Source organism: Tardiphaga sp. 839_C3_N1_4, assembly GCF_051811045.1.
Taxonomy (GTDB): Bacteria; Pseudomonadota; Alphaproteobacteria; order Rhizobiales; family Xanthobacteraceae; genus Tardiphaga.
On record NZ_JBPWQD010000001.1, the window covers coordinates 15,774 to 26,567 of the forward strand.

16 protein-coding genes are annotated in these 10,794 nt (G+C 62.9%); 9 read left to right on the top strand and 7 right to left on the bottom strand.

What is annotated here, in order from left to right; genetic code table 11:
- Nucleotides 1–23: 23 nt before the first annotated feature.
- Together AB8A38_RS00100 and AB8A38_RS00105 are read right to left on the bottom strand one after the other, a co-directional pair.
- Complete coding sequence (locus AB8A38_RS00100; RefSeq protein WP_439084520.1) at nucleotides 24–674, bottom strand: response regulator; 651 nt, start codon at nucleotides 672–674, stop codon at nucleotides 24–26.
- The gene (locus tag AB8A38_RS00105; protein ID WP_439084521.1) at nucleotides 671–2,050 is read right to left on the bottom strand and encodes a histidine kinase; all 1,380 of its coding nucleotides are present in this window, start codon (nucleotides 2,048–2,050) and stop codon (nucleotides 671–673) included. Before AB8A38_RS00105 ends, AB8A38_RS00100 begins: the two co-directional genes overlap by 4 nt.
- Nucleotides 2,051–2,244: 194 nt before the next feature.
- Between AB8A38_RS00105 and AB8A38_RS00110 the strand changes: the two genes are divergently transcribed.
- From AB8A38_RS00110 to AB8A38_RS00120, 3 genes are read left to right on the top strand one after another with little or no spacing between them, the layout of a single operon-like run.
- Entirely contained in the window at nucleotides 2,245–3,006 is a 762-nt protein-coding gene (locus tag AB8A38_RS00110; protein ID WP_439084522.1) for a MotA/TolQ/ExbB proton channel family protein, read from the top strand.
- The gene (locus tag AB8A38_RS00115; RefSeq protein WP_439084523.1) at nucleotides 3,003–3,641 is read left to right on the top strand and encodes a hypothetical protein; all 639 of its coding nucleotides are present in this window, start codon (nucleotides 3,003–3,005) and stop codon (nucleotides 3,639–3,641) included. Before AB8A38_RS00110 ends, AB8A38_RS00115 begins: the two co-directional genes overlap by 4 nt.
- Before the next feature lie 4 nt (nucleotides 3,642–3,645).
- Nucleotides 3,646–4,251 carry a hypothetical protein gene (locus AB8A38_RS00120; protein WP_439084524.1) on the top strand — a complete coding sequence of 202 codons (606 nt, stop codon included), beginning with the start codon at nucleotides 3,646–3,648 and terminating at the stop codon, nucleotides 4,249–4,251.
- Nucleotides 4,252–5,027: 776 nt separating this feature from the next.
- Here AB8A38_RS00120 and AB8A38_RS00125 read toward each other — a convergent pair.
- Nucleotides 5,028–5,738, bottom strand: coding sequence for a hypothetical protein (locus AB8A38_RS00125; protein ID WP_315842824.1), 711 nt, complete (start codon nucleotides 5,736–5,738; stop codon nucleotides 5,028–5,030).
- Between the two features lie 224 nt (nucleotides 5,739–5,962).
- Between AB8A38_RS00125 and AB8A38_RS00130 the strand changes: the two genes are divergently transcribed.
- Nucleotides 5,963–6,292 (top strand): DUF6949 family protein, encoded by a 330-nt coding sequence (locus AB8A38_RS00130; RefSeq protein ID WP_068731897.1) that lies wholly within the window; start codon nucleotides 5,963–5,965, stop codon nucleotides 6,290–6,292.
- Nucleotides 6,293–6,339: 47 nt separating this feature from the next.
- Entirely contained in the window at nucleotides 6,340–6,870 is a 531-nt protein-coding gene (locus AB8A38_RS00135) for a gamma carbonic anhydrase family protein (protein WP_439084525.1), read from the top strand.
- Nucleotides 6,871–6,886: 16 nt separating this feature from the next.
- On the opposite strand, the gene AB8A38_RS00140 is transcribed toward AB8A38_RS00135, so the two are convergent.
- The gene (locus AB8A38_RS00140; RefSeq protein ID WP_170849843.1) at nucleotides 6,887–7,060 is read right to left on the bottom strand and encodes a hypothetical protein; all 174 of its coding nucleotides are present in this window, start codon (nucleotides 7,058–7,060) and stop codon (nucleotides 6,887–6,889) included.
- Between the two features lie 124 nt (nucleotides 7,061–7,184).
- Here AB8A38_RS00140 and AB8A38_RS00145 point away from each other — a divergent pair, with 124 nt between their 5' ends.
- The gene (locus AB8A38_RS00145) at nucleotides 7,185–7,319 is read left to right on the top strand and encodes a hypothetical protein (RefSeq protein WP_439084526.1); all 135 of its coding nucleotides are present in this window, start codon (nucleotides 7,185–7,187) and stop codon (nucleotides 7,317–7,319) included.
- On the opposite strand, the gene AB8A38_RS00150 is transcribed toward AB8A38_RS00145, so the two are convergent.
- On the bottom strand, nucleotides 7,316–7,597 hold the full coding sequence (locus AB8A38_RS00150) for a hypothetical protein (protein WP_439084527.1): 282 nt from the start codon (nucleotides 7,595–7,597) through the stop codon (nucleotides 7,316–7,318). The two genes, AB8A38_RS00145 and AB8A38_RS00150, sit on opposite strands and share 4 nt — an antisense overlap.
- Before the next feature lie 108 nt (nucleotides 7,598–7,705).
- Here AB8A38_RS00150 and AB8A38_RS00155 point away from each other — a divergent pair, with 108 nt between their 5' ends.
- The 3 genes from AB8A38_RS00155 to AB8A38_RS00165 all read left to right on the top strand — a co-directional run bounded on the left by AB8A38_RS00155 (nucleotide 7,706) and on the right by AB8A38_RS00165 (nucleotide 8,838).
- Nucleotides 7,706–8,002: a hypothetical protein gene (locus AB8A38_RS00155; protein WP_315842821.1), complete on the top strand. Its 297-nt coding sequence runs from the start codon at nucleotides 7,706–7,708 to the stop codon at nucleotides 8,000–8,002.
- Between the two features lie 156 nt (nucleotides 8,003–8,158).
- Complete coding sequence (locus tag AB8A38_RS00160; protein ID WP_439084528.1) at nucleotides 8,159–8,533, top strand: hypothetical protein; 375 nt, start codon at nucleotides 8,159–8,161, stop codon at nucleotides 8,531–8,533.
- A gap of 116 nt (nucleotides 8,534–8,649) precedes the next feature.
- Nucleotides 8,650–8,838, top strand: coding sequence for a hypothetical protein (locus tag AB8A38_RS00165; protein ID WP_439084529.1), 189 nt, complete (start codon nucleotides 8,650–8,652; stop codon nucleotides 8,836–8,838).
- A gap of 249 nt (nucleotides 8,839–9,087) precedes the next feature.
- Here the strand turns inward: AB8A38_RS00165 and AB8A38_RS00170 are convergent, their stop codons facing one another.
- The gene (locus AB8A38_RS00170) at nucleotides 9,088–9,711 is read right to left on the bottom strand and encodes a transglutaminase-like cysteine peptidase (protein WP_439084530.1); all 624 of its coding nucleotides are present in this window, start codon (nucleotides 9,709–9,711) and stop codon (nucleotides 9,088–9,090) included.
- Between the two features lie 331 nt (nucleotides 9,712–10,042).
- Complete coding sequence (locus AB8A38_RS00175; protein ID WP_093762168.1) at nucleotides 10,043–10,657, bottom strand: PilZ domain-containing protein; 615 nt, start codon at nucleotides 10,655–10,657, stop codon at nucleotides 10,043–10,045.
- Nucleotides 10,658–10,794 lie beyond the last annotated feature (137 nt).

Sequence of the window (10,794 nt, forward strand, 5' to 3'; positions counted from 1 at the left end):
CTTCGCGCTCTGTACATCTCACGCTAGGCCGCGTTGTCCGGCGCGACCAGGCCGGCGGCGGTGGCAAGCCAGACCAGGTGCGCGTCGGTGCGCGCGCCGATCTTCGATTTGATCTGGTAGTGATAATTCTGCACGGTCTTGATGCTCAGATTGAGCGATGTCGCGATCTGCTCCGTGGTCCAGCCTGACGCCACCAGTCGCAGGATTTCCGTTTCACGCGGCCCGAGATCTTCCACCAGCGACCGTTCGTTGCCGAGCCGCTCGCTGGCGATTTCGCGCGCGATGTCTTCGCTCAATGCGCGTCCGCCGCCGGCGACGGTGGCGATGGCGCGCACCAGTTCGTGCGGTGCGCTGCTCTTTGTGATGTAACCGCAGGCGCCAGCCTCGAACGCTTTCAGAGCGAATGCAGCGCTCGCATGCATGGTGAACACCAGCAGGCGCGCGGTGCGATCCCATTGCCGGATATGCCGGATCGCTTCCAGCCCGCCGGGGCCGGGCAGCGACAGATCCATGACCACCACGTCCGGGCGCTCTGCCTGATAGGCGCGATAGGCCGCAGCGGCATCCTCGGCCTCGGCGCTCACGCGAAAACCGACCTGCCGCTCCAGTAGCCGGCGATAGCCTTCGCGCACCACCGGATGGTCGTCGACCAGCAGGATGCTGACGGCGGTCATGCCGCTGCTTGTCGTGGCAGCAGCGGAATCACTGCGGCCACGCGGATACCGTGTGCCGCCGGGGCGATCGACAGGCTGCCGCCAAGCGCTGCGATGCGTTCGCGGATGCCGAGAATGCCGTGACCGGAGGCGGTGTGGGCCTGTGCGGCGTCGCCGCCGCCGTCATCCTCGACACTGACGGCGACGGCGTCGCGGACCTCTTCCCCATGGCTGACGCGGAGATGAACGTGCTGCGGCCGGCCGTGGCGTGCGGCGTTGGTGAGGCACTCCTGCGCGATGCGGTAGATGTTGACGGCGGCTTCTGCGGGGACGGCGGTGAGATCGCCGGTTACGTCGAGATGAAACACGGCGCGCCGCGTTGTGCTGGCATTCCACTGCGCCACCAGTTGCACAAGGCTCGCCTGCAATCCCAGTTCCTCGAGATCCTGCGAGCGCAGCCGCGCCAGCGCGCTGCGCAGCGTCGTCATCATTTGGCCGGTGATGCGGGCGACGGCGCGGGCATCGTCGGCCAGATCGGGACGGGACGGCGTGGCGCCGGTCTCGATGGCTGCGGCGAGCGCCGCGGTGGCGGTGAGGCACTGGCCGAACTCGTCGTGCAGATCGCGCGCCAGTGCGCGGCGTTCTTCTTCCTGTACCTGAAACAGTCGCTTGGTCAGTGCGATGCGTTCGGCGGTCGTGGCCGCGAGACGGCCGGCGAGATCGTTGACGGCGCGGGCGATATGGCTGAATTCGGTGGCGCCGAAAGCGGGCAGGCGATGGCGGTGGTCACCATGTTCGAGGCGGCGCAGGCCGCGTACGATGCTCCGGGCCGGCATCAGCGCATGGCCGACCAGGAGGATCGCGAGCAGACTGATGCCCAGAGCCATCGCCGCGGCGATGCTGACCATCACGGTCACCTGCCGCCACGCCTGGCGCACGGCGGTGGCGGGGTCGACACGGGCTTGCACGGTGCCGGCATCGCGCTGCCGCACGGTAAGCGGTCGCGTCTCCGTGGCATGTGGCCCGAACAGCGCGCCGTAGAGACTGACGAACCATGATGGCGCCGGGCTGCCGATGTCTTCGGTCTGGCTGCACAGGTCGAAAGGCGGTGCGCTGCCGAGCCGGAAGTCAATGCACACGCCTGGCGCGATCACCTTCATGGTCGCAATGGATTTCCAGTCCGGCAGCGGCAGCAGTGCATCGCGGTAAGCGCCATCGCGCCACAGCAATTCGCGCCAGTAAAGGTTCTGCAGGGTTGCCGCCGCGCGGTCGGCGGAGGCGGCAGTGTCGGCCTCGATGGTGCGGTGCGCATCGACCAGAATCCATCCGATCGTACAGGCCAGACAGAGCAGCACCACGGCGACGAGACGAAGGACGAGATGTATCAGCAGGCGCATGATCACATTCCCCGCGGTCAGACGTTGATATTAAAGCGGCACGCGCCGTGGTCTGGCAAGCGGTTCTGCATCGTTTGGGCAATTTGCCCGGTATGTGACGGGTGCGATGCCCTTGGAGGCTCAGTCATACAGGCGGCAGATTGAAGCCAATCGCCGATCGTGATCGGTGAAACAACCAGCAGGAGGGACAAGTGGTGAGCCGGCATCATCTCGATCCGGCAGATCGCGCGCCGCTGCTGCACTGGTTGATCTTTACCGGGCTCTGCCTGTTCGCCGCGGTTCTGCTCTGGCACTATGGCCTGGTGCGGCAGATGCTTGCCGTCGATCGCACCTATATCTCGTCGGTGATCGTGCTGCTTTATTTCGGTGCGTCGCTGCATTGTCTGTGGCGTCTGATCGCGGTGTCGCGCGAAGCCGATGCGGCGCGGGGTGCAGCGCAGCTGTTCGCGCAGGGCGGCCAACGCGTCGTCGTGGCCGGCGACGGTGTCGCGATCGACGGCGTGGGCATGTTGCCGAAAGGCCTGATGGCGTCGCATATCCGCGACCTCGCCGTGAAGTCCGCGCTGCAAAGTGGGCGACGGCTCGACCAGACGCTGCTGCTGCGTCGTCTCGCCGGCAATCTGCGCGGCTCCAACGGCTTCGGCGGCTTTGCCGGCGACACGCTGATGAAACTCGGCCTGATCGGCACGATAGTTGGCTTCATCATGATGCTCGCGCCGATCGCCGGCCTCGACACCGGCAATCAGGGCGCCATCAAGGCGTCCATGAACCTGATGAGCGAGGGCATGGCGGTGGCGATGTATACCACGCTGGCAGGGCTGATCGGTTCGATCCTGATCCGCATCCAGTATTACATGCTGGAGGACGCGACCGCCAAACTGTTTGCCTTTGCCGTCGGCGTCATCGACGTCCACGCCGTGTCGCTGCTCGAACGTGAAGCGGAGCCCGCGAGGTGATCGACGAGTTCGAATTCGAACCTTCTGCGGTGCCGTTCGATCCGCTTGGCGTCATGCTGTTTAAGGCGCTGCAGGTGATCGCGTTCCTGTTCTTCATCGCGCTGCTGGCGATCAAGACCCACGACGACGAAGGCAAGGTCGATCCCAAGCTGGAGTTTTTGATCACGGTGAGCTGGCCCGACAAGCACCCGGACGACATTGACATGTTCGTGCAGGACCCGATCGGCAATATTGTGTGGTACCGGCGGCGTGAGACCGGCTTCATGGTACTCGACCGCGATGATCGCGGTGGGCTCAACGATTTCATCATGGTCAACGGCCAGAAGGTGCTCTCGCCGATCCGGCAGGAGATCGTCAGCCTGCGCGGCATCGTGGCCGGCGAGTACATCGTCAACATCTACCATTTCGCGGCGCTGACCGGACAGCCAGTGCCAGTGACGGTCAAGGTCGAGAAGCTGAATCCGAAGGTACAGGTGGTGCACTACGACACCGTCAATGTCGATCATGGCGGCGCCGAGACGACCGCGGTGCGCTTCATCATGGACAAGGCCGGCAATGTGACCGAGGTCAATCACGACCAGACATCGCTCGTGCAGATGCTGAACAAGCGGTACAGGGAGCGCAAGGCTGGATGAAGCGATGAGCCTGCAAGCCAGCATTATCGGTCTGTCGCTCGGCTACGTGCTGCTCGGCCTGTTGCTGTTGCTGGCGGTAGTGCGGACGCGGCTGCCGTGGCCGGTAAAGGCCGGCGCGGTGGTGGTGACTTCGGCATTTTACGTGCTGGTGTTCTTCCGCACCCAGGGCCTGCTCGGTTGGTCGGCGGACGATCCGCTGCCGCCAAACTTCCAGTTGTTGTGGGTGCGCAGCGTCGAGCCCAACATCGCCCAGGGCGAGCCCGGCGCCATCCACATGTGGGTCGAGGCCCTCGACGACGACAATCTGCCGAGCGGGGCGCCGCGGGCCTATCGGCGGCCTTACTCCACCGCGCTGGCGCGCAAGGCCGAGCGTGCGCGCACTGAGATCGCCGCGGGTCATCCGCAAGGCGGCCGCGCCGCGCAGTTCGGATCAGGCGAGGGCGAGTTGCCACCTGGTGGGTCGCCAGGTGCGCTGTTCGCCAGCGGGGAGCCGGGCGGCGATCCGTCCGGGGGTGGTCTGCTGGACCCCGCTTTCATGCGCGGCGACTCCCAGTCCATCACATTCGCCCCGCTGCCTGTGCCCGTCCTGCCAGCCAAAGATGTGCCGTAGCGGCGATGGTCATCGCGAACGCTAACTCCGCGCAGCTCCACTTGGAGTGGCGGGGAATCTCAGAAGTTTTGCTCAAACGTCATTCCGGGGCTTTGTCCTTGCTCGTCATTCCCGGGCGCGGCCGGCACTTGCCGGACGCGAACCCGGAATCTCGTTGTGTTTTGCGCTGAACATGTCGGGATTCCGGGTTCACGTGCGCGAAGGCGCGCCCGCGCCCCGGAATGACGAGCTGGGGCGGCAAAACGGCGCCCAAACATTTTTTCCTGCATTCTATTGACAATATACCTACAAGGATTATTATCCGAATTATCCGGTTCGCGAGGGGCGCTTCTAGAGGCGTCTTGAAGCGGGATCTGGATTGCGGCGCCTGCGGGCGTGGGGTGACGTACCCCGCGCACTCGGGAGGCCTTGGGTCACCGTCCGGGCCCACTACGGGGCTCTGCCACTCATGCTGGCTGGACGTGGCATTGGTGAACGGCGGGAAACCGTCGGGATCAGCGGAGTGCGGAGCTCTGCGCCTTTGCCCGGAAGAACGGTCCCGGGGACAGAAATCGCCGCGGTGGCGCGCCGTGAGGCGTTGCGCGGTTGCAGCTTGCCGGCGTTCCGGTGGAGCGGATCGCGACAGAAACCACCCTTTGCGCCTCACGGCGCGTCGCCACCCCTCATCGTTTGAGGGGACTGCTCACACCTCGGACGCCATGGGCGCCGCGAGACTGCGAGAGCGTGGCTGTTTGACAATTGCATCCGATGATCAACGCAAATGACGCCGCGAGCGATCAGCGCAGCCCGCTGAGCTGCATCGTCAGTCGATCCATGGCGTTACCGACATCGCGCCATTGCTCAAGCCAGCTCCGTGGAAAGCGAAAGATGAGATCGGCGCCGCCGATGCGTCGTTCGCTCATGCACATGCCGGGCGTGGCGCCGTCGCGTGTACAGCGCGCCACCAGCGCCGGCGTCGTGCCGAGATAGAGATCTTCATTGCTGTAAGGCGAGTTGTCGCGGAATGGCTGCGTGGTCAGGCCGTCTTCGCTTGATGTCGCGCGGTCGATATAGCGCGGATAGATCGTGCGCAAGCGCGTGTCCGGCGAGGTCGCATCGTGATGCGCCGAGATCGAGACGAAGATGCGATCGATCGGCTGCGCGTTCTCGTCGAAATTCTCGACGCTGACATGCCTCGGCAGGTTGCTCGCTTCGAGCGATGGATAGACATAGCTCAGATCGACGCGTTCCTGCGGTCCTGAATGTTTCTGCACCTTGCGGCGAAACGCATGGGTCGGGACGTTGAACAGTGTGGCGCCCACGCTCACCGGAATGCGGTCAGGATCGCCGGGCTTCTGGCTCTGCCAGGTCGGCCACAACAGATACGCCACCACTGCGATAGCGGGGGCTGCAAGCGCTGCACCGACCAGCATCGGTACGACGTGGCTGCGGCGGCGATGGCGGCGCCGCGGCCGCGTCGTCGGGTGGGTCGGAAACAGCAGAGACATGCGCACGCTAAATTGGAACTGGGACGGTGTACCGGGTGGGCGAATCAACCGCGAATATGCCAGCCGATGGTTAACGGCCTCGCGTACCCCGCCGCAGAAGGTATCCTGGAGCCATGCACGGTACGCGGTTCCCGACCGCGCCGTTAACCCTTTATTAACGTTATGCTGGCGGGGAGCCTCGCGCTTTGCGATGCAGGGCGGTGTTTGTACGTGAAAGAGCTTCGATGTCCCCCGATGCCTTGAATTCATTCTTCCAGCTATGCATTGGCTTCGCGCTCGCAGGCGCTATTGCAAGCGCCTATCAGGCCTTTGCCAAACGTCCCCCGAGCTTCAGCCTGCTCCAGCAGGGGCCGTCCCCTGAAGCCTTCGCAGCCGTTCCGCTGCTCGTCTTCACGGCTCCCTTCATCATCATGCGCAATACCCTGCGCAACGGCGCGGCCGAGCAGCATCGCGTTCAGTTCGTGATGATCGCGACAGTGCTGGCTGGCCTCTGGAGCCTGATGTCGGGCACCTTCATCGTGATGACGCTGGAAGCGCTGGGCATACTGGCCTAAGCGCAAGAATCCATGGCAGTGTCTCCCGCAAAGGAGACGCTTCAATCATGGCAATCTACGAACTCGACGGGCAGGGACCGGATCTTCCGGCCAGCGGAAATTACTTCATCGCCGACACGGCCGATGTGATCGGCAAGATTCGTTTGCTGGAGCAGGCGAGTGTCTGGTTCGGCGCGGTGCTGCGCGGCGACAACGAGTGGATCGAGATCGGTGAAGGCTCCAATGTGCAGGACAACTGCACGTGCCATACCGACAAGGGCTTTCCCCTGACCATCGGCAAGAACTGCACCGTCGGTCACAACGTCATCCTGCACGGCTGCACGATCGAGGACGGCGCGCTGATCGGCATGGGCTCGATCGTGATGAACGGCGCGAAGATCGGCAAGAACAGCATCGTGGGCGCCGGCTCGGTGATCACCGAGGGCAAGGAATTTCCCGAGAATTCGCTGATCATCGGATCTCCTGCGCGCGTCATTCGCACGCTGTCGCCGGAGCAGGTGATGGCGATGAGCAGCGCGGCGCGGTTCTACGCGGCAAACGGCCCGCGCTTTCAAAAAGGTCTCAAGAAGATCGGCTAGATCGCGCTGCGCGCGATCACGTCCCTTCGGACTCATTGGCTTCGGTCTCGCCGGCCACGCGCTCGTGGCCGGCGCTCCATAGCGAATGCTCCTCGGTGCCGTCCTGATAGGGATTGGCCTCGGCAGGAATGCCCTCGCTGGCGGCACGCTCGCCTTCCTCAAATGGATCTTTTTGTGGATCGTTTGGCATGGGCCTTCTTCCTTGCTGGACGTGACGGGGCGGAGCGCAGCGCAGTCTTGCGGCTTGATGCGGATGATGAGCCGGCGGCTTTTGCGCTTTTGCGCAAGGCGTCCGTGAGGTCGATCGGAACGCCGTGCTTCTTCAGGAGGTCGGCGAAAGCCTCATCGGCAAGTTCTTGCGTCGTCGCCATACGGTCGCGACCGAGCTGGATGAGCTTGTCGAGGGTCTCGTCGTCGAAGTCGATCAGCTTGCGCATGACATCTGCTAACCAAGGCCCGGCTTGCGCCAGCGCGACCGCTTGCGCGTCGGGTCGAATACTTTTTCCTGATGGCGATGCAGCGCTTGCGCAATGCCGAGGCGGGCAAAGCTGACAGGGCCGCCGTAGTCCGCGGCCTCGATCAGGCAATGCATTGCGGTCTGCCACTCCTCTGCATCGTGTTCAGATTGCGGAAGCTGTGTGATGTAAGCGCCGGCATCGCGTAACGACACCAGCGTGTTGCCGTCGGGCAATTCGATCGGTTCGCGAAACGGCTTGTCCCAGGACACGCAGGCTTCTCCTCGGCAATGTCGGGGATTCAAGCCGCCGGCGCCAAATTCGTTCCCGCTGCGGAACCCGTTTCCACTGGTCTCGTTGAACGCCAAAGGAGATTTCCAATGGCGCATTCCTCGAAACTCATCGCGGCTGCAACGGCTGCCGTCCTGTTGTCCTCGGCCGCGGCGGTCGCTCAATCCGGCGGCGCAGGCGGCGGCGCGACAGGTGGCGCTGCGGGCACCAATAGTGCAGGCACCGCGAACGCGAGCGGTGGACGAGCCGCGACCGGGATCACGGCAGGCGCGAGCGGGACCGGACAGGCGTCGCCCGATGGCAAGCCGGCGACGGGCGATGCAGCGGTCGATGCGCAGGATCGTGCCGTCGATCGCAAGGTGAAGAGCATCTGCAAGGGTTGCTAGCGCAACGTTGCGCGACAGGCGTTCAGCAACACGCCGTAACCGACAGTCGCGAACAAGTGACGGCTATTGATCGTCACACCGTGGCGGTTCACGAACGAAAGAGCTACCTATCTGGGAAGGGCGGCGCTGAAGGTGACCCGTGACGGAGTGTAGTTGATGTTACGCAAATTGGTGTTTGGTCTGGTGACCCTCGCCGCAGTCGCGCTGGTCGCGCCGACGGCCGCATCGGCGCGGGGTGGCGGCGGGCATGGCGGCGGCGGAGGCTTCCACGGCGGCGGATTCCATGGCGGCGGTGGCTGGCATGGCGGCGGCTTCGGCCGCGGATGGCGCGGTGCAGGTTTCGGCTTAGGACTGGGTCTTGCCGGGGCTGGTCTTTATGGCGGCTACTACGGCTACGGCCCCTATGCGTATTACGGTGGGTACCCCTACGCTTATGGCGGTTATGATGACGAAGGCGGATGTTATGTAACTCGTAAACGCGTACGGACGCCGGCTGGATATCGGGTGCGTCGGGTCGAGGTTTGTGAGTGATTGGCCTTGAACGACGCCACCTGATTACCTCATTGGCTCCAGCATAGCTGCGCTGGAGCCAAATCATGGCTGGTTAGATTGTCTGGTACGCGTTTTGCAAAATCGAAACGATGACCATGACCCTCGACATTGCCAATCTCACGCTGCTGTTCGTCACCACCGTCTTTGCGCTGGTGATGGCTTTCGTCTGGATGTTTTGTGAGTTCGAACGCCGGTTCGGTAAGCGGTTGACAGCGATTGCACTGGTGCGCTTCGGCTATCGGCCCGACGGCACCATCGACCGAAACGTAAATCGCCGCGACTAGCGCGGCGATTTGCTTCTCAGTTCGTGTTTCTCGGACGTCAGTCCGCGATCAGCCGCGCACTTTGTAGTGCGTCAATCGGACCCCTCATCTGTTTCCAGGCATAGTCGGCAGCTTCCTGTCAGTAGCTGCGTGACCACCACCCCAAAAAGTTGCGGCCGAACCTTGGGGGAGGTTCGGCCGCGCGCGATCCGGTCTGGGACGGGGAGGGGTGGGGATGTGACCGGGTCGCGTGTCTCCAATTCGTGTTGTTTAGCGATCCCGCGCGCTGGCCGTAGCCACCGCAGGACGGTTGTCGCCGAGCGAGACCCAGGCATTCGGATCGCTCTGTGACTGACGCTTGACGAAGCGGTAGCCGGTCTCGGTCCAGGCGAGGACGTTCTCATTCTGGTTGTCCAGAACGTACTCGCCCTTGTCCGTCTTCACCGTGAGCACGGCGTGGCCTTCGCCCTTCTTGTCGCGCACCACGGTGATCAGCAGCGCCTCACGTGGCCAGCCTGCTTCGATCAGCATCTTGCGCTTCAGGAGCACATAGTCTTCGCAGTCACCGTAACCGTCTGATGGCAGCGACCACTTTTCGATCACGCCCCAATGATCCATGTCGGTCATCGGCTTGACTGTCTCGTTGACCCAGCGATTGACCCGCACCAGATCCTTCCACGCAGTCTGCGTGATGACGATGTCACGTGGTTGCGTTGCGCTGCCACGGCAGTCGGCGGGATTATCTGAGCAGAATTCGACCCAGCCGATCGGTGCGCGCGTGCTGTCGCCCAGGCTTGCGTAGAGCTTTTCGTTGCCGGCACGTGCCGACGAAGTCACTCCAAGAAGGACTGCTAAAATGGCCAGTCCGAAGTATCGCCCCTTGTTACCAAACATTGTGGCCCCCGTTTTCTTGTTGGGACCATGTTTCGCACAAAGGATTTTCGTCGCCGCTAAATCGTTCAAGTACAATTGAAGCGATTACAAGTAAAAGGCGCGGCGAATTCGAACTATACTTGAATCGAATTCGATTCAAATTTTAGCTAATTGCATTTGATTCAAATTTTACGCGTTAATGGCTTGAATGCTGCAATTCAGGAACTTGCGTGCGCAAAGCGGCGTGAAATTAACCGCTCGCGACGGAGTGCAGATGACGCGCAACGGTATCCGCGGACGCAGATAGGGCTTTCGGGCCATTGGAAAACCGGGATCGGGGGCGTTCGGCCGTTTACCGGGCGTTGACGCTGTCTTCGAGCGTCTCTGCCAACTGCTCGTGGAAGAACTCCAGAGCGAAGCCTTCTTCGAGATGGCGGACCACACGGGACTGGATTCGGCCGAGCATGACAATCGAGTTCAGTGGCGGACGCTTCTCTGCCGCAATGGCGGCGCCGGACAGCGACAGGTCGATAATGCGGCCGTTCATCTGGACGCCATCCTCGAGGGTGAGGAGCACCATCGGATTGCGCGGCACGATACGGTCGTGGCGGCGGTCTTCCGGCAGATTGAGAATGTCGCGGTTGGCGAGCCAGGTCAGCTGTGCGGCCAGCTTGTCCCGTTTGCGCGGCGTCGCACCCACGGTCATGGCGAAGCCGTTGTCGATGATCCGGGTTATCTTACCTTCGACGCGGCCGATATGGTCGAGATAGGCGATGACGCGGTCGCCCACATTGCCGATGCCGGGACCGAGCAGCGCGAGGCCACCGGGCGACATATTGATGACCTGACACGGAAACTCGCGGCGATCCGGCAGCATGTAGCGGCCGAGCAGGTGCACTTTAACCCGCTGAAAGCGACGGCGTTCTTCTGCAGACGGAAGAATCGATTTTGTTTGCGCGAACGCCATCAGTGCTGTGCCGGTCATACAGGTCGAGTTTCGACCGACCCTACGGCCCACAGGGTTAATGCCGCGTTAGCAAATACCGATGTGGCGCAACCAGGCGGCGTGCATGTTCTGTGCGACACCTACAGTGAGCGAGGCGC